At 64.4% G+C, this 16,528-nt stretch carries 29 protein-coding genes; all 29 read left to right on the forward strand.

The genetic code is table 11. The annotated features are described in order from the left end of the window. Positions 1-97 (forward strand): EF-Tu C-terminal domain-related protein (locus FBZ90_RS05010; RefSeq protein ID WP_000507943.1); only part of this gene is annotated, 97 nt, incomplete at its 5' end. Between the two features lie 76 nt (positions 98-173). Continuing rightward, positions 174-482 carry a 30S ribosomal protein S10 gene (gene rpsJ, locus FBZ90_RS05015; protein WP_040848411.1) on the forward strand — a complete coding sequence of 103 codons (309 nt, stop codon included), beginning with the start codon at positions 174-176 and terminating at the stop codon, positions 480-482. A gap of 59 nt (positions 483-541) precedes the next feature. After that, positions 542-1,249 carry a 50S ribosomal protein L3 gene (gene rplC / locus FBZ90_RS05020; RefSeq protein WP_145729958.1) on the forward strand — a complete coding sequence of 236 codons (708 nt, stop codon included), beginning with the start codon at positions 542-544 and terminating at the stop codon, positions 1,247-1,249. A gap of 5 nt (positions 1,250-1,254) precedes the next feature. Further along, the gene (rplD, locus tag FBZ90_RS05025; RefSeq protein WP_145609111.1) at positions 1,255-1,875 is read left to right on the forward strand and encodes a 50S ribosomal protein L4; all 621 of its coding nucleotides are present in this window, start codon (positions 1,255-1,257) and stop codon (positions 1,873-1,875) included. Beyond that, complete coding sequence (locus FBZ90_RS05030; RefSeq protein WP_044564206.1) at positions 1,872-2,189, forward strand: 50S ribosomal protein L23; 318 nt, start codon at positions 1,872-1,874, stop codon at positions 2,187-2,189. Before rplD ends, FBZ90_RS05030 begins: the two co-directional genes overlap by 4 nt. A gap of 11 nt (positions 2,190-2,200) precedes the next feature. Next, positions 2,201-3,028, forward strand: a complete 828-nt coding sequence (gene rplB, locus FBZ90_RS05035; RefSeq protein ID WP_145729959.1) for a 50S ribosomal protein L2 — start codon at positions 2,201-2,203, stop codon at positions 3,026-3,028. 11 nt (positions 3,029-3,039) lie between these two features. Continuing rightward, positions 3,040-3,318, forward strand: coding sequence for a 30S ribosomal protein S19 (rpsS, locus tag FBZ90_RS05040; protein ID WP_004273665.1), 279 nt, complete (start codon positions 3,040-3,042; stop codon positions 3,316-3,318). A gap of 1 nt (position 3,319) precedes the next feature. After that, positions 3,320-3,715, forward strand: coding sequence for a 50S ribosomal protein L22 (gene rplV, locus FBZ90_RS05045; RefSeq protein WP_004273664.1), 396 nt, complete (start codon positions 3,320-3,322; stop codon positions 3,713-3,715). A 1-nt stretch (position 3,716) separates the two neighbouring features. Beyond that, the gene (gene rpsC, locus FBZ90_RS05050) at positions 3,717-4,397 is read left to right on the forward strand and encodes a 30S ribosomal protein S3 (protein ID WP_040848406.1); all 681 of its coding nucleotides are present in this window, start codon (positions 3,717-3,719) and stop codon (positions 4,395-4,397) included. A 29-nt stretch (positions 4,398-4,426) separates the two neighbouring features. Next, complete coding sequence (gene rplP, locus FBZ90_RS05055) at positions 4,427-4,852, forward strand: 50S ribosomal protein L16 (RefSeq protein ID WP_044564203.1); 426 nt, start codon at positions 4,427-4,429, stop codon at positions 4,850-4,852. Next, entirely contained in the window at positions 4,849-5,055 is a 207-nt protein-coding gene (rpmC, locus tag FBZ90_RS05060; protein ID WP_145729960.1) for a 50S ribosomal protein L29, read from the forward strand. Before rplP ends, rpmC begins: the two co-directional genes overlap by 4 nt. A gap of 14 nt (positions 5,056-5,069) precedes the next feature. After that, positions 5,070-5,339, forward strand: a complete 270-nt coding sequence (rpsQ, locus tag FBZ90_RS05065; protein ID WP_145729961.1) for a 30S ribosomal protein S17 — start codon at positions 5,070-5,072, stop codon at positions 5,337-5,339. 25 nt (positions 5,340-5,364) lie between these two features. Then, the gene (gene rplN, locus FBZ90_RS05070; protein ID WP_004273662.1) at positions 5,365-5,733 is read left to right on the forward strand and encodes a 50S ribosomal protein L14; all 369 of its coding nucleotides are present in this window, start codon (positions 5,365-5,367) and stop codon (positions 5,731-5,733) included. After that, complete coding sequence (gene rplX, locus FBZ90_RS05075; RefSeq protein ID WP_145729962.1) at positions 5,734-6,048, forward strand: 50S ribosomal protein L24; 315 nt, start codon at positions 5,734-5,736, stop codon at positions 6,046-6,048. Positions 6,049-6,056: 8 nt separating this feature from the next. Continuing rightward, a complete protein-coding gene (gene rplE, locus FBZ90_RS05080) occupies positions 6,057-6,599 on the forward strand; it encodes a 50S ribosomal protein L5 (protein WP_040848402.1) in 543 nt (180 codons plus the stop codon). Between the two features lie 16 nt (positions 6,600-6,615). Further along, positions 6,616-6,921 carry a 30S ribosomal protein S14 gene (gene rpsN / locus FBZ90_RS05085; RefSeq protein WP_004273661.1) on the forward strand — a complete coding sequence of 102 codons (306 nt, stop codon included), beginning with the start codon at positions 6,616-6,618 and terminating at the stop codon, positions 6,919-6,921. Positions 6,922-6,936: 15 nt separating this feature from the next. Beyond that, on the forward strand, positions 6,937-7,335 hold the full coding sequence (gene rpsH, locus FBZ90_RS05090; protein WP_004273660.1) for a 30S ribosomal protein S8: 399 nt from the start codon (positions 6,937-6,939) through the stop codon (positions 7,333-7,335). 12 nt (positions 7,336-7,347) lie between these two features. Continuing rightward, positions 7,348-7,881, forward strand: coding sequence for a 50S ribosomal protein L6 (rplF, locus tag FBZ90_RS05095; protein WP_004273659.1), 534 nt, complete (start codon positions 7,348-7,350; stop codon positions 7,879-7,881). Between the two features lie 11 nt (positions 7,882-7,892). Then, positions 7,893-8,255, forward strand: coding sequence for a 50S ribosomal protein L18 (rplR, locus tag FBZ90_RS05100; protein ID WP_145729963.1), 363 nt, complete (start codon positions 7,893-7,895; stop codon positions 8,253-8,255). 12 nt (positions 8,256-8,267) lie between these two features. Continuing rightward, positions 8,268-8,870, forward strand: a complete 603-nt coding sequence (gene rpsE / locus FBZ90_RS05105; RefSeq protein WP_145729964.1) for a 30S ribosomal protein S5 — start codon at positions 8,268-8,270, stop codon at positions 8,868-8,870. Beyond that, positions 8,870-9,061 (forward strand): 50S ribosomal protein L30, encoded by a 192-nt coding sequence (gene rpmD, locus FBZ90_RS05110; RefSeq protein ID WP_040848399.1) that lies wholly within the window; start codon positions 8,870-8,872, stop codon positions 9,059-9,061. The genes rpsE and rpmD overlap by 1 nt, the downstream gene beginning before the upstream one ends. A gap of 33 nt (positions 9,062-9,094) precedes the next feature. Beyond that, positions 9,095-9,568, forward strand: coding sequence for a 50S ribosomal protein L15 (gene rplO / locus FBZ90_RS05115; RefSeq protein WP_145729965.1), 474 nt, complete (start codon positions 9,095-9,097; stop codon positions 9,566-9,568). A gap of 180 nt (positions 9,569-9,748) precedes the next feature. After that, complete coding sequence (secY, locus tag FBZ90_RS05120) at positions 9,749-11,083, forward strand: preprotein translocase subunit SecY (RefSeq protein WP_145729966.1); 1,335 nt, start codon at positions 9,749-9,751, stop codon at positions 11,081-11,083. Further along, a complete protein-coding gene (locus FBZ90_RS05125; protein ID WP_145729967.1) occupies positions 11,080-11,727 on the forward strand; it encodes an adenylate kinase in 648 nt (215 codons plus the stop codon). The genes secY and FBZ90_RS05125 overlap by 4 nt, the downstream gene beginning before the upstream one ends. A gap of 413 nt (positions 11,728-12,140) precedes the next feature. Next, a complete protein-coding gene (gene rpsM, locus FBZ90_RS05130; RefSeq protein ID WP_004273657.1) occupies positions 12,141-12,509 on the forward strand; it encodes a 30S ribosomal protein S13 in 369 nt (122 codons plus the stop codon). 19 nt (positions 12,510-12,528) lie between these two features. Then, the gene (gene rpsK / locus FBZ90_RS05135; protein ID WP_004273656.1) at positions 12,529-12,927 is read left to right on the forward strand and encodes a 30S ribosomal protein S11; all 399 of its coding nucleotides are present in this window, start codon (positions 12,529-12,531) and stop codon (positions 12,925-12,927) included. A 231-nt stretch (positions 12,928-13,158) separates the two neighbouring features. Further along, positions 13,159-14,175, forward strand: coding sequence for a DNA-directed RNA polymerase subunit alpha (locus FBZ90_RS05140; protein ID WP_040848396.1), 1,017 nt, complete (start codon positions 13,159-13,161; stop codon positions 14,173-14,175). Between the two features lie 179 nt (positions 14,176-14,354). Next, entirely contained in the window at positions 14,355-14,777 is a 423-nt protein-coding gene (gene rplQ / locus FBZ90_RS05145) for a 50S ribosomal protein L17 (RefSeq protein ID WP_040848395.1), read from the forward strand. A 153-nt stretch (positions 14,778-14,930) separates the two neighbouring features. Beyond that, positions 14,931-16,526, forward strand: a complete 1,596-nt coding sequence (locus FBZ90_RS05150; protein WP_145729968.1) for a hypothetical protein — start codon at positions 14,931-14,933, stop codon at positions 16,524-16,526. Positions 16,527-16,528 lie beyond the last annotated feature (2 nt).

The following is a 16,528-nucleotide window of genomic DNA, read 5'->3' on the forward strand; positions in this document are numbered from 1 at the left end:
GATCGCCCCGATCGCCATGGACGAAGGCCTGCGCTTCGCCATCCGTGAAGGCGGCCGCACCGTCGGCGCCGGCGTGGTCGCGAAGATCATCGCCTGATAGTACCCACTGATTTGATTGACCGGTGTGCGGTGCCGTTGCTATACGGCACCGCTTCCAACCAAGGTTTAGGACGATGGAAAGCCAGAATATCCGGATCCGCCTGAAGGCGTTCGATCATCGCGTGCTCGACCAGTCGACCAGCGAGATCGTGAATACGGCCAAGCGGACCGGTGCCCGGGTGCGCGGTCCGATCCCGCTTCCGACCCAGGTCGAGAAGTTCACGGTGAACCGCAGCCCGCACATCGACAAGAAGTCGCGTGAGCAGTTCGAGATCCGTACCCACAAGCGCCTGCTGGACATCGTCGATCCGACCCCGCAGACCGTGGACGCGCTGATGAAGCTCGACCTGGCCGCCGGCGTCGACGTCGAGATTAAGCTGTAAGTTTTGAGTGGTGGGACCTCTCCCCCTGAGGATGTCCCCTGTTAGGAGAAGAGACTAAAATGCGATCCGGTTTGATCGCGCAGAAGCTCGGCATGACCCGCATCTTCACGGATGAGGGTGAGCACGTGCCGGTGACTGTGCTGAAAGTCGACAATTGCCAGGTCGTCTCCCACAAGACCGAGGAACGGGACGGTTACACCGCCCTGGAGATCGGCGTGGGCAAGGCCAAGGTGAAGAACGTCACGAAGGCTGAGCGCGGCCACTTCGCTAAGGCGAAGGTGGAGCCGAAGAAGAAGACCGTGGAATTCCGGGTGACCCCGGATGCCCTGGTCGAGGTCGGCGCGGAGATCACCGTCGACCATTTCGTCGCTGGCCAGTTCGTGGACGTCACCGGGACGACCATCGGTAAGGGCTTCGCCGGTGGCATGAAGCGCTGGAACTTCGGCGGCCTTCGCGCCACGCACGGTGTGTCCGTGTCGCACCGTTCGCACGGTTCGACCGGTCAGCGTCAGGATCCGGGCCGCACCTTCAAGAACAAGAAGATGGCGGGTCACCTGGGCGTTGAGCAGGTCACCACCCAGAACCTGAAGGTCGTCTCGGTCGATGTCGAGCGCGGCCTGATCCTCGTCCGCGGCGCCGTCCCCGGCTCCGAAGGCGGTTACATCCTGGTCAAGGACGCCGTGAAGAAGAAGCTGCCGGAGGGTGTTCCCTTCCCGGCCGCCTTCCGTGCGCCGACGCAGGACGCTCCTGCCGCGCAGGAGGGCTGAGCATCATGAAGACGACCGTTAAGAACCTGAAGAACGAGCAAGTCGGCGAGATCGAGCTGGACGACGCCGTGTTCGGCCTGCCGGCCCGCGCCGATCTGCTGGCCCGCATGGTGAACTGGCAGCTGGCCAAGCGCCGTCAGGGCACGCACAAGACCAAGGGGATCTCCGAGATCTCCGGCACGACCAAGAAGCCGTGGAAGCAGAAGGGCACCGGCCGTGCCCGTCAGGGCTCCCTGCGCTCGCCGCAGTTCCGCGGCGGCGCGGTGATCTTCGGTCCGGTGGTGCGCAGCCATGAGCACGACCTGACGAAGAAGGTCCGCAAGCTGGCCCTGAAGACCGCCCTGTCGGTGAAGGCCGCCGAGGGCAAGCTGGTCATCCTCGACGATGCCCGCGCCGAGACGCACAAGACCAAGGCTCTGGTCGAGCAGTTCGGCGCGCTGGGCCTGAGCTCGGTGCTGATCATCGACGGCGCCAACCTGGATGAGAACTTCGTCCGGGCCGCTGGCAACATCCCGCACGTGGATGTGCTGCCGGAGCAGGGTGCCAACGTGTACGACATCCTGCGGCGCGACACCCTGGTGTTGACCCGCAACGCGGTCGAGCAGTTGGAGGCTCGCCTGAAATGAGCAAGAACGCGAAGCCGTTTGTGAGCGCCGAGCGCATGTACGATCTGATCGTCGCGCCCGTCATCACCGAAAAGTCCACCATGGGCTCCGAGCATAACCAGGTCACCTTCCGGGTGCCCCTGGATGCGACGAAGCCCGAGATCAAGCAGGCCGTCGAAGGCCTGTTCAAGGTCAAGGTGACGGCCGTGAACACCATCGTCTCGAAGGGCAAGACCAAGCGCTTCCGGGGCATCGTGGCTCGCCGGTCCGACTTCAAGAAGGCCATCGTGACCCTCGCCGAAGGGCACACGATCGACGTCACCACCGGCGTGTGAGGGCATTAACGATGGCACTTAAGACTTACCGTCCCATTACCCCGAGCCTGCGTCAGCTGGTGCTGGTCGACCGCTCGGAGCTGTACAAGGGCAAGCCGGTTAAGCGTCTGACGGAGGGCCTGAGCGGCACCGGCGGTCGTAACAACACCGGTCGCATCACCGCGCGTCGCATGGGCGGCGGCCACAAGCGCCGTTACCGTCTGGTCGACTTCAAGCGCAACAAGTTCGACGTCCCGGCGACGGTCGAGCGTCTGGAGTACGATCCGAACCGGACGGCCTTCATCGCTCTGATCCGCTACCAGGACGGCGACCTGGCCTATATCCTGGCTCCGCAGCGCCTGAAGGCCGGCGACGTCGTCGTCGCTGGTGAGAAGGTCGACGTGAAGCCCGGCAACGCCATGCCGCTGAAGAACATCCCGGTCGGCACCATCGTCCACAATGTGGAGCTGCGTGCGGGCAAGGGTGGGCAGATCGCCCGCTCCGCCGGTACGTTCCTGCAGCTGGTCGGCCGCGACCAGGGTTATGCCCAGCTGAAGCTGCCCTCGGGCGAGCTGCGCATGGTCCGGGGCGAGTGCCTGGCCACCATCGGCGCGGTGTCCAACCCCGACCAGTCCAACACCGTGATCGGCAAGGCCGGTCGCAACCGTTGGCTGGGCCGTCGTCCCGCCGTCCGTGGCGTCGCCATGAACCCGATCGACCACCCGCACGGTGGTGGTGAAGGCCGTACCTCCGGTGGCCGTCATCCGGTCACGCCGTGGGGCAAGCCGACCAAGGGCAAGAAGACGCGTAGCAACAAGAAGACGGACGGGCTGATTATCCGTCGTCGTCGCTCTAAGTAAGGAGTAGGACCGTGACCCGTTCCGTCTGGAAGGGGCCGTTCATTGACGGCTACCTTTTGAAGAAGGCAGAGAAGGCGCGCGCGTCCGGCCGCAACGAGATCATCAAGATCTGGTCGCGCCGTTCCACGATCCTGCCCCAGTTCGTCGGTCTGACCTTTGGCGTGTACAACGGCCATAAGTTCCTGCCGGTGCTCGTGACCGAGAACATGATCGGCCACAAGTTCGGTGAGTTCTCTCCGACGCGGACTTTCTACGGCCACGCGGCCGACAAGAAGGCGAAGAGGAAGTAACATGAGCAAGCCTCAATCTGAACGGCCTTTCGCCGACAACGAGGCTGCGGCGCACGGTCGGATGATCAAGTCCAGTGCCCGCAAGCTGAACCTCGTCGCCCAGATGATCCGCGGCAAGGAAGCCGGCACCGCCCTGGCCATGCTGACCTTCTCCAAGCGCCGCATCGCCGGCGAAGTGAAGAAGGTTCTGCAGTCGGCCATCGCCAACGCCGAGAACAACCACCAGCTGGACGTTGACCGTCTGGTGGTCGCTTACGCCACCGTGGGCCGCGCCCTGGTGATGAAGCGCTTCCATGCCCGGGCCCGCGGTCGCGGCGCCCGTGTCGAGAAGTCTTACAGCAACTTGACCGTGGTCGTGCGCGAGCGCGCCGAGGAAGCCACGGGGGAGACCGCGTAACATGGGTCAGAAAGTCAACCCCATCGGGCTCCGCGTCGGTATCAACCGGACCTGGGACAGCCGCTGGTTCGCCAGCCGCGATTACGCCACGCTGCTGCACCAGGACCTGCGCCTGCGTAAGCACCTGCAGGGCAAGCTGGCCGCGGCCGGCGCGTCGCGCATCATCATCGAACGTCCGGCCAAGAAGGCCCGCGTCACCATTCACACGGCCCGTCCGGGTGTGGTGATCGGCAAGAAGGGCGCGGACATCGAGAAGCTGCGCACTGATCTGGGCCGCATGACCGGTTCCGAGGTCAGCCTGAACATCGTCGAGATCCGCAAGCCGGAACTCGACGCCCGGCTGATCGCCGAGAACATCGCCAGCCAGCTGGAGCGTCGTGTCGCCTTCCGTCGCGCCATGAAGCGCGCCGTGCAGTCGGCCATGCGCCTCGGCGCCCAGGGCATCCGCATCAACTGCGGCGGCCGTCTGGGCGGCGCTGAGATCGCTCGTATGGAGTGGTACCGCGAAGGTCGCGTGCCGCTGCACACGCTGCGCGCCGAGATCGACTACGGCACGGCCACGGCGAAGACCACCTACGGCACCTGCGGTGTCAAGGTGTGGGTGTTTAAGGGCGAAATTCTGGCGCACGATCCGTTCGCCCAGGACAAGCGCGCCGATCAGCAGCCCGTCGCGGCGCGCTGAGGGTGAACGGATACTAGAGGGCAATTGCCATGCTGAGTCCGAAACGTACTAAGTACCGCAAGCAGCACAAGGGGCGCATCCACGGCGCCTCCAAGGGCGGCACCCAGCTGAACTTCGGCGCCTTTGGCCTGAAGGCGGTCGAGCCGGCGCGCATCACCGCGCGCCAGATCGAAGCGGCTCGCCGCGCGATCACCCGTCACATGAAGCGTCAGGGCCGGGTCTGGATCCGGATTTTCCCGGACGTGCCGGTGTCGAGCAAGCCCGCCGAAGTCCGCATGGGCTCCGGTAAGGGTTCGCCCGAGTTCTGGGCGGCCCGCGTGGCCCCCGGCCGCATCATGTTCGAGCTGGATGGTGTGCCGGCGGACCTCGCCAAGCGCGCCTTCGAGCTGGCGGCTGCCAAGCTGCCGATTAAGACCCGATTCATCACCCGCCTGGGTGAGGGAGCTGAGGCATGACCAAAGCCGTCGACCTGCGCACGAAAAGCGTGGATGAGTTGCAGGACCAGCTCTTGCAGCTGAAGAAAGAGCAGTTCAATTTGCGCTTCCAGCGCGCCTCCGGGCAGCTGGAGAACACCGCGCGTGTCGGCCAGGTTCGGCGCGACATCGCTCGGATCAAGACCATCCTGGGCCAGCGGGAAACCGCTGCGCCCGCGTCCTGACAGGGGGAAGCGTAATGCCCCGGCGTGTTTTGCAGGGCACGGTGGTGAGTGACAAGGGCGATAAGACCGTCATCGTACTGGTCGAGCGTCGCGTCATGCACCCCGTGTACAAGAAGTTTATTAAGCAGTCGAAGAAGTATGCTGCTCATGACGAGCAGAATGCTTATAAGGCTGGCGACACGGTCACCATCGAGGAATGCCGTCCGATTTCCAAGCGGAAGCGGTGGGCCGTCGTGATCGAAGGTGCCGTGGAGAGCGCCGCCCCGTCGGGCGCCGCCGTCTAACTGTTTTGCTTAAGGAAGCCAAACCATGATCCAGATGCAAACCAACCTGGAGGTCGCTGACAACAGCGGCGCGCGCCGGGTGCAGTGCATCAAGGTGCTGGGCGGCTCCATGCGGAAGGTCGCGGCCGTTGGCGACGTCATCGTCGTCTCGGTCAAGGAGGCCATTCCGCGGGGTCGCGTGAAGAAGGGTGACGTGCATCGCGCCGTCATCGTTCGCACCGCCAAGGAAATCCGTCGCACCGACGGTTCCGCCATCCGCTTCGACCGCAACGCGGCCGTGCTCATCAACAAGCAGGGTGAGCCGATCGGGACCCGTATCTTCGGGCCGGTCACGCGTGAGCTGCGCGCCAAGAAGTTCATGAAGATCATCTCCCTGGCGCCGGAGGTCCTGTAAATGTCGAAGATTAAGAAGGCCGACAAGGTCATCATCATCGCCGGCAAGGACAAGGGCAAGCAGGGCGAGGTGATCGCCGTTCTGCCGAAGGAGAACCGCGTCAAGGTGCGCGGCGTGAACCTGGTGAAGAAGCACCAGCGTCCGACTCCGACCCAGCAGGGCGGCATCGTTGAGCTCGAGGCGTTCATCGACGTCTCCAACGTCGCCCATGTCGACCCCAAGACCAACAAGCCGACCCGCGTCGGCTACCGGATCCTGGAAGACGGCCGCAAGGTCCGTTTCGCCAAGGTTTCCGGTGAAGTCATCGACCTGTGAGGCGCGTTATGGCTGCCAGGCTTAAAGAACATTACGATTCCGTCGTCCGCGCGTCGCTGAAGAGCGAATTCAACTACGCCAACGACCTGGAAGTGCCGCGGATCGAGAAGATCATCATTAACATGGGTGTTGGCGAAGCCACCTCCGATGGTAAGAAGATCAACGCCGCCGTCACCGACCTGACCGCTCTGTCCGGTCAGAAGCCGGTGGTGACCCGCGCCCGCAAGTCCATCGCCCAGTTCAAGCTGCGCGAGGGCATGGCCATTGGTTGCAAGGTGACCCTGCGCCGTGACCGCATGTACGAGTTCCTGGACCGTCTGATCACGATTGCCCTGCCGCGCGTCCGCGACTTCCGCGGCGTGTCGGGCACGAGCTTCGACGGCCGTGGCAACTACGCCATGGGTCTCAAGGAGCAGATCATTTTCCCGGAAATCGACTACGACCGCGTCGATGAAATCCGGGGGATGGACATCATCATCGTCACCACGGCGAAGACCGACAAGGAGGCCAAGGCCCTCCTGAAGGGCTTCCAGATGCCGTTCGCGAACTGAGCGGCAGGAGCTTCCCATGGCCAAGACCAGTTCTGTTCAGAAGAACAAGCGCCGTGAGCGCCTCGCCAAGCAGTACGCCGGCAAGCGTAATGCTCTGAAGGCCATCGCGTCCGATCGCACTCTTCCGCCCGAGGAGCGGTTCGCCGCTCGCCTCAAGCTCGCCGAGCTTCCGCGCAACTCCAGCCCGACCCGTATTCGGAATCGCTGCGAGCTGAGCGGTCGTCCGCGTGCTTTCTACCGCAAGTTTAAGCTGTCTCGTATTGCCCTGCGCGACCTGGCCTCGACCGGCCAGATCCCGGGCATGACGAAGTCCAGCTGGTAATCGGAGGTTCGGGAAATGGCGTTGAGCGATCCCTTGGGCGATATGCTGACCCGCATCCGTAATGGACAGCGGGCTCGCATGCAGTCTGTCACCAGCCCGGCCTCGAAGCTGCGCACCAACGTTCTGGAGGTGCTGAAGCGCGAGGGTTATATCCGTGGCTACTCCCTGGACACGGTTCGTCCGGGCGTCCATAGCGTGCGTATCGAGCTGAAGTATCACGAAGGCGAGCCTGTCATTAAGCAGGTGCAGCGCGTGTCGAAGCCCGGCCGCCGCATTTACTCCAAGATCGCCGATCTGCCGCGGGTCTTTAATGGCCTCGGCATCTCGATCCTGTCGACGCCCCGTGGCGTCATGTCGGACAGCGAGGCCCGTGCCGCCAATGTTGGCGGCGAGGTCCTCTGCAAAGTGTTCTAAGGAGCTGGCCACATGTCTCGTATCGGCAAGCATCCGGTGCCCGTTCCGGCTGGCGTGACCGTTCAGGTCACCGGCCAGGACGTCACCGTGAAAGGCAAGCTGGGCCAGCTCAGTCTGACCCTGGTTGACGACATCTCCGCCACGCTGGAAAACGGCGCTGTGGTGGTGAAGCCCGCGAACGACAGCCGCAAGGCTCGCGTGAACTGGGCCACCTCCCGCACGCTGCTGGCCAACATGGTCAAGGGTGTCGACACCGGCTTCACCAAAAACCTCGAGATCACCGGCGTGGGTTACAAGGCCGCCGTCCAGGGCCAGGAACTGCTCCTGAACCTAGGCTTCAGCCATGACGTGCGCTTTCCGATCCCGGCCGGCATTACGATGAAGTGCGATAAGCCCACTTCCATCTCGATCACCGGTTTCGATAAGCAGAAGATTGGCCAGGTTGCGGCTGAGATCCGCGCGTACCGTCCGCCCGAGCCCTACAAGGGCAAGGGCATCCGGTACGCGGATGAGGTGATCATCCGCAAAGAAGGCAAGAAGAAGTAAGGCGCACGATCATGAGCAATGCGAAAGTTCTGAGCGCGCGCCGCAAGCAGCGGGTGCGCACGCGGATCCGGAAGCTGGGGCAGGGGCGTCCGCGCCTGTCCATCTTCCGCTCCAGCCAGCATATCTACGCCCAGGTCATCGACGACGTGGCCGGCCAGACCAAGGCCGCTGCCTCGTCCATCGACAAGACCCTGCGCGAGCAGCTGAAGACCGGTGCCGACATCGAGGCGGCCAAGGCGGTTGGCAAGCTGATTGCCGAGCGGGCCAAGGAAGCCGGCATCACGGAAGTGGTGTTCGATCGCGGTTCGTACCTGTTCCATGGCCGGGTCAAGGCCCTGGCCGACGCCGCGCGCGAAGCCGGCCTGCAGTTCTAAGGGGTAGCGATTATGGCACGTAACGAAAGGGACGGCGGCAACAGCGGCGGTCGCGAGCGTGGCGGGGACCGGGATCGTACGCCCCGGGACCGTGAGGAAAGCGAGCTCGTCGAAAAGCTCGTTGGTATTAACCGCGTCGCCAAGGTGGTGAAGGGTGGCCGTCGCTTCGGCTTCGCCGCCCTGGTCGTGGTGGGTGACGCCAAGGGTCGCGTCGGCGTGGGTTCGGGCAAGGCCCGCGAAGTGCCGGAAGCCATCCGCAAGGCGACCGACCAGGCCAAGCGTTCCATGATCCGCGTGCCGCTCCGCGAGGGCCGGACGCTTCATCATGACGTCCACGGTCACTTCGGCGCCGGTCGGGTGGTGCTGCGCACTGCCGACGCCGGTACCGGCATCATCGCCGGTGGTCCGATGCGCGCGATCTTCGAGGCTCTCGGCGTCCAGGACGTCGTGACCAAGTCGGTCGGCACGTCGAACCCGCACAACATGATCAAGGCGACCTTCGACGCCCTGTCCCAGTGCGTCAGCCCCCGCGCCGTCGCCGCTCGCCGTGGCCGTCGCGTCAGCGACATCCTGGGCCGCCGTGAGGCCGGTGCCGAGGTGAAGGAGAGCGCGTGATGAGCGAGAAGAACACCGTCATCGTGACCCAGATCGGCAGCCCGATCGGCCGCCAGAAGGACCAGCGGGCGACGCTGGTGGGTCTTGGTCTCAACAAGCTGCACCGTACCAGCGAGCTGGAGGATACCCCTTCGGTCCGTGGTATGATCGCCAAGGTGCAGCACCTCGTGCGCGTCGAGAAGGCCTCCTGAGGCCTTCCCGATACGGCTTGAAGGGATAAAGTCATGAAGCTTACGGATATTCGCGACAACCCGGGCGCCCGCAAGGCGCCCACCCGGGTTGGTCGGGGCATCGGCTCCGGCAAGGGCAAGACCGGCGGCCGTGGCGTGAAGGGTCAGACCTCGCGTTCCGGCGTGTCGATCAACGGCTTCGAAGGCGGTCAGATGCCCCTGCATCGCCGCCTGCCGAAGCGCGGTTTCAACAACCTGTTCGGCACCGACTACTCGGTGGTGAACGTGGGCACGGTGCAGAAGGCCATCGATGAGGGCCGTCTGAACGCCGCCGACGTGATCACTGCCGACGTGCTGGTCGCCGCTGGCCTGGTGCGTCCGTCCCGCGACGGCGTGCGCCTGCTGGCCAAGGGCAGCATCACCGCGAAGGTGGCGTTCGACGTCGCCGGCGCTTCCGCTGCGGCCGTGGCCGCCGTGGAAGCGGCTGGTGGCTCGGTCAAGGTGCCCGCTGAAGCGGCTGCCGAGTAATTAAGGAAGTGCGGCCGGCGTTCGTGTTAAAAGCGAGCGCCGGCCGTCTTTCTTTCTGCCGCAGGTCTCCCCATCTGGGGTGGGACCCGTTAGGGGGACCGGCGACGGTCCCTTTTCTTTTGGCCTTTTGATACTGTCTGTGCCGCGCCGATAGAGGCGCCTCGATAGGATACGGATTCCATGGCTTCAGCCGCCGAGCAGCTCGCCGCCAATCTTAATTTCGGCTCCTTCGCCAAGGCCACGGAACTGAAGAAGCGGCTCTGGTTCACCCTGGGAGCGCTCATCGTTTTCCGCCTGGGCACCTACATTCCCCTGCCGGGTATTAACGTCCAGGCCTTCGCCGACGTTTTCAACCAGGCCAAGGGCGGCATCCTGGGCATGTTCAACATGTTCGCGGGTGGCGCCATTGAGCGCATGAGCATCTTCGCGCTCAACATCATGCCCTACATTTCCGCCAGCATCATCGTGCAGCTGCTGACGGCGGTGATCCCCAGCCTCGAGACCATGAAGAAGGAAGGCGAGGCGGGGCGCAAGAAGATCAACCAGTACACCCGCTACGGCACCGTCATCCTGGCCATCTTCCAGTCCTACGGCCTGGCCGTGGCGCTGCAGGGTGCCAAGGGCGGTACGGTGATCGACCCCGGCCCCTTCTTCATCATCAGCACGGTCGTCACCATGGTTGGCGGCACCATGTTCCTGATGTGGCTGGGTGAGCAGATTACGGCTCGCGGCGTCGGCAACGGCACCTCGCTCATCATCTTCACCGGCATCGTCGCGGCCTTGCCCAAGGCGCTGATGCAGCTGCTGGAACTGGGCCGCACCGGCGCCATCGGCGTCCCCCTGCTGCTGCTGCTGCTGATCATCGCGGTGGGCGTGATCTTCTTCATCGTCTTCATGGAGCGCGCGCAGCGCCGGCTGATCGTGCAGTATCCGAAGCGCCAGGTGGGCAACAAGGTCTATGGTGGCGAAGCCTCGCACCTGCCCTTGAAGCTGAACACCTCGGGCGTCATCCCGCCGATTTTCGCCAGCTCGCTGCTGTTGCTCCCCGCCACCGTCACCGGCTTCTCGGGCGGTACCGGACCCGAGCTGCTGCAGACCGTGGCCCGCTACATCACCCATGGCCAGCCGCTGTACATCGCCCTCTATATGGCGTTGATCGTCTTCTTCAGTTTCTTCTACACCGCGGTGGTGTTTAACCCGACCGAAACGGCGGAAAATCTGAAGAAGTATGGCGGTTTCATCCCTGGTATCCGTCCGGGTAAGAACACGGCCGACTATCTGGACTTCGTCCTGACCCGTTTGACGGTGTTGGGGGCGGGCTACCTGGTCATCGTTTGTCTATTGCCCGAACTGTTGATGGCCAAGAACGCTATTCCTTTTTATTTTGGCGGCACCAGCCTGCTAATTGTGGTAACGGTGACTATGGACACTGTCGCCCAGATCCATTCGCATCTGCTGGCGCATCAATATGAAGGCCTCATCAAGAAGGCAAAGCTGAGGGGGAGGCGTGGATGAACCTGATTCTTCTGGGGCCGCCGGGCGCCGGCAAGGGAACGCAGGCGCAGCGGCTTGAACGGAAGTTCGGGTTGGTGCAGTTGTCGACGGGCGACATGTTGCGGGCGCTGGTCGCTGGCGGCAGCCCGTTGGGGCAACAGGCCAAGGAGATCATGGGCGCCGGCAAGCTGATGCCGGACGCGCTCATGGTCGAAATGATCGCGGACCGCATCACCCAGCCCGATTGCGCCAAGGGTTTTATCCTGGACGGGTTCCCCCGCACGGTTCCCCAGGCGGAAGCGCTGGATCGGATGCTGGCGGAAAAGAACCTGAGGCTGGACCACATCATCGAGATGGTGGTGGACGATGCCGCCCTGGTGGAGCGCGTCACCGGCCGCTATACCTGCGCCAAGTGCGGCGCCGGGTATCATGACACCTTCCATCAGCCCAAGGTGGCTGGGGTGTGCGATATTTGCGGGTCGACCGAGTTCAAGCGCCGTGCCGACGATAACGCCGAGACCTTCACCAAGCGCCTGGCCGAATACCACGCCCTGACCGCGCCCATCCTGCCCTATTACCAGGGCAAGGGTGTGTTGAAGCAGGTGGATGGCATGGCGGAGATCGACGAGGTCACGCGCCAGCTTGAGGCCATCATCGGCGCCTGATCCCAGGGTTGGGCCCAAGGTTATGAAAGGCCGCAGTCCCGGTGGGATGCGGCCTTTCTCTTTTGTCTCTTCCAGGCATGCGCAAGGCGCGCAGGCCGGGGGAGGGCCGTTGCGCGGGCGTGGTTGACATCCAGGTGCGCCTGCGTATACTCCCCCATCCGATCCGTGCTGGGCTTTAGCCCATCCCGTATCCGGATGAAACCGTCTCTCAGTCCGCACCCCTTGGGTGGCGGGGTGGGGTTGGTTCGTATGTGCATTTGGAGATCCTGGGTTTTCCAGGTTTTCTTCGGATGAGATGCTCCGAAGGTCATTGGATGTCCCCGCCACGGGAGCCGGTGATCAGGCGGGGTGTGGACGAAGATCGCATCGCCCGGGCGTGTCGCCGGGGCGGGCATGAACGATGGAGAAAGCGCGTGGCGCGTATCGCTGGCGTTAATATTCCCACCGCGAAGCGGGTGGAAATCGCCCTTCAGTACATTCACGGCATCGGTCCCTTCATGGCGAAGGAGATCTGCGGCAAGGTCGGCATTCCGCTGGAGCGCCGCGTGCATCAGCTGACCGACGACGAAGTCCTGCGTATCCGCGAAGTCATCGACAGCGACTACTCGGTCGAAGGCGACCTGCGTCGCTCTGTCGCCATGAACATTAAGCGGCTCATGGACATGGCCTGCTACCGCGGCCTGCGTCATCGCAAGGGTCTGCCGGTCCGCGGTCAGCGCACGCACACCAATGCGCGCACCCGCAAGGGCCCGGCCAAGCCGATCGCCGGTAAGAAGAAGTAAGCTGAAGGACTGATAAGAAATGGCAAAGCCCAACGCTTCTGCCGCCCGGCTTCGTCGCCGCGAGCGCAAGAACATCACCTCGGGCGTGGCGCATGTGAACGCCTCGTTCAACAACACCATGATCACCATCACCGACGCCCAGGGCAACACCATTGCCTGGTCCTCGTCGGGCATGATGGGCTTCAAGGGTTCGCGTAAGTCCACCCCCTACGCCGCCCAGATGGCTGCCGAAGACGCGGGCCGCAAGGCCCAGGAACACGGCATGCGCACCCTGGAAGTGGAAGTGAAGGGTCCGGGTTCGGGCCGTGAGTCCGCCCTGCGCGCCCTGCAGTCGGTCGGCTTCCAGATCACGTCCATCCGCGACGTGACGCCGATCCCGCACAACGGCGTTCGCCCGCCGAAGAAGCGCCGCGTCTGATCGTTCTACCGATTACGGAGGTGGTCCTTGCGGCCGCCTCCGGTCCAAACGCTTCCGCGTTTCCCCGCCGCCCCGGGACCGGCGATCGCATGCCATCGCGATCGCCCATGCATGGGGGAGGTGGTCAGGTTCAGGACGGGGCGCCGGTCGCAAGGCCGGCGCCCTGATCCGCGCCCGACAGCGGTGAAACCGGGTGTCGTGTCCTCCTGATGGCATTAGAGGCAACTACCCGTGATTCAGAAGAACTGGCAGACCCTGGAAAAGCCCAGCAAGCTCGACGTGAACGTCGGTGCCGATCCGCGCCGTGAGGCCACGATCGTCGCCGGTCCGTTGGAGCGTGGCTTCGGCCTGACCCTGGGCAACGCCCTGCGCCGCGTCCTGCTGTCGTCCCTGCAGGGGGCGGCGGTCACCGCCATCCATATCGATGGCGTCCTGCACGAATTCTCCTCCATCCCCGGCGTCCGCGAGGACGTGACCGACATCGTTCTGAACATCAAGAACATGGGTCTGAAGATGGAGGGCGAGGGCCCGAAGCGGCTGCGCCTGCGCGCCGAAGGCCCCAAGGAAGTCACCGCCGGCATGATCGAGGTGACGGGCGACATCGAGGTGATGGATCCCGACCTGGTGATCTGCACCCTGGACGCCGGTGCCCGCCTGAACATGGAACTGACGGTCGAGAAGGGCAAGGGCTACGTCCCCGCCAGCCAGAACCGTCCGGAAGACGCCCCCATCGGCCTGATCCCGATCGACGCCCTGTACAGCCCCATCCGCAAGGTGGCGTACAAGGTGGAGAACACCCGCCTGGGTCAGCGCACCGACTATGACAAGCTGTCGCTGTCGATCGAGACCAACGGCGCCGTGACGCCCGAGGATGCCGTGGCCATCGCCGCCCGCATCCTGCAGGACCAGCTGCAGCTGTTCATCAATTTCGAGGAGCCGCAGGCCGTCACCGCGTCGGAGAAGTCCGATGAGGTGCCGTTCAACAAGAACCTGCTGCGCAAGGTGGACGAGCTGGAACTGTCGGTCCGTTCGGCCAACTGCCTGAAGAACGACAACATCGTCTACATCGGCGACCTGGTGCAGAAGACGGAGGCGGAAATGCTCCGCACCCCGAACTTCGGCCGCAAGTCGCTGAACGAGATCAAGGAAGTGCTGTCCCAGATGGGCCTGCACCTCGGCATGGAAATCCCGAACTGGCCGCCCGAGAACATCGAGGACCTGGCCAAGCGTCTGGAAGAGCCGTACTGAGCTTGATTTGAGGTTCTCCGCATCCGGTTTCGGCCGGGTGCGGAGCACAGGGCATAGGGCCCACCCCCGTCGTACCGGCCGGCGTCTCCAGGATGAAAGTCCAGGGGGGCAAAGGCGGGCGGTTCGGGGTTCGTCACAGGTGTCGGCATCCGACACCCGGACATGAAAGGAGAAGCACCATGCGTCACGGCGTTTCCGGGCGTAAGTTCAGCAAGACCTCTACCCACCGTCTGGCCATGTTCTCCAACATGGCCAATGCCCTGATTAAGCACGAGCAGATCAAGACGACCCTGCCGAAGGCCAAGGACCTGCGGCCGATCGTCGAGAAGCTGATCACGCTGGGCAAGAAGGGCGGCCTCGCCAACCGTCGCCTGGCGTTCGCGGAACTGCGCGACAACGCCATGGTCGACAAGCTGTTCACCACCATCGCCGAGCGTTACAAGGACCGTCAGGGTGGCTACACCCGCGTCCTGAAGGCCGGCTTCCGCTACGGTGACATGGCCGCCATGGCCGTCATCGAGCTGGTGGACCGCGACGTCTCCGCCAAGGGCCAGGACAGCGGTCCGGTCCAGGTGACGGAGACCGAGGAAGAGGCGGCCTGAGGTCAGGCTGGTCGACTTCCGGACAAGTAGGGAAAGGGCGGATCCGCGAGGGTCCGCCCTTTTTCCATGGGCGGCCACGATCCCGCTGGCGCATGCCTCACGCTTTTGCAACCATGCGGCGGCTTTTATCGGCTCAAGGGGACGAGGCTGTCGATGCGTATGGGGAAGGTTCTGGGTGCCGCCGCCGGTGTGGCGGTGCTGGCGGGGATCGGCTACTGGGGTGCCGGCTATTACATGGGGCAGAAGGTCATTCGGGAGCTGGATGCCGCCCTGGCCCAGGTTCCGGAAGGGGTGAAGGTCACCCGCGGATCCGCGAGCTTCTCGCTGGCCACCCAGACCTTGCACGTGGAAAATCTGGTCATCGCCGGTGCCAACCTGCGGGGTGAGGCGGCGGCCCTGGATATCCAGGGCCTGTCGATGCGGGCCCTGGCCTCGGGGCTGCGGGCCGATGACACGACCGCGACCGAGCAGGACGTGGTGCCCGTCGCCAGCCACATCACCCTTCGCGATATCAAGGTCAGCGGCGAGGGGGTGGAGGAAACCATCGCCCTGTCGGAGATGGACCAGATCGGTTTCCGCCCCTGGGCCTTGCATCAGCCGGGCACCCCGACCTTGGATCAGGTGAAGGCCGCCTTTGCCGCGGTGTCCGACCGTTTGGCGACGGCCCCCCAGGCGCCGTTGTTGCCGTCGGAGATGAGCGGCCCGTTTCAGATCCTGGCCCAAGCCATGGCGGTCGGCCTGCTGGTGGTCGATTATGGCGACATCACGCAGACCGGTATCAGCGCCCGGCTCAAGGTGCCCGTTGTCGGGCCGACCGGGGCGGGCGCGAGTCCGGGGCAGGTCGTGGCCGGCTATGACCGGGTGGTGTTGAAGGGCTTTCACGCCGGTGTGTACGGCCCCATGGAGATGACCGGCCTGACGGAAACCTTGCCGCAGGGTGTGGTCAAGGTGGCCCAGTCCACCTGGGCGGGCGGGGACCTGCGCGCGCCGGCCCACGCCCTGCTGCGCGGTGAACCGCTGAGCGAGGCGATGTTCAACGGCGTTTCCGTCGGCTCCTTCTCCATCAACGGCCTGTCGGGCCAGGGCCCCAACGGCCAGCCCCTCCAATTGGGCAGCATGACGCTGGACCCCATTGTGGTGGCGGACGGCCACATTCCCGCCGGTGGCTTGACCCTGCAGGGCCTGGTGATCGACACCGCCGGCCTGGGCGATCCGCAGACGGGCGCCCTGGCCAAGGCCATGGGCCTGACCAAACTGACCATGGGCATGGCGCTGCACTACAAATGGGACGTCAAGGGCAGCGCCGTGACCCTGGAGCGCACCAGCGTCAAGGTGGATGAGCTGGGGGAGCTGACCCTGGATGCCCACTTCCACGGAACGGCCAGCAACCAGGACCTCACCACCTTGCTGCAATCGGCCCAGCTGGACCAGGCGCGGCTGAGCTATGTCGACCATACGCTGGTCGACCGTCTGCTGCGGTTCAACGCCAGCCAGCAAGGCAAGACTGTCGATGCCGCGCGCGACCAAGTGGTGGCGACCTTGCAGGCCAATGGCCAGGTGCTGGCTGCGTCCCCGCGCGGGGAGGCCCTGTTGAAGGCGGTGGTCGCCCTGGTGCGTCAGCCCGGCACGCTGACCCTCGATGCCAAGCCGGCGGCGCCCGTGCCCCTGGTTCCGTTTTTCACCAGCGCGATGCCCGCGCCGGCCGTCGTTATCGACACGCTGGGCCTGGACGCGACCACGGCGCCCTGAGG

Source organism: Nitrospirillum pindoramense (assembly GCF_007827955.1).
Lineage (GTDB): Bacteria > Pseudomonadota > Alphaproteobacteria > Azospirillales > Azospirillaceae > Nitrospirillum > Nitrospirillum amazonense_B.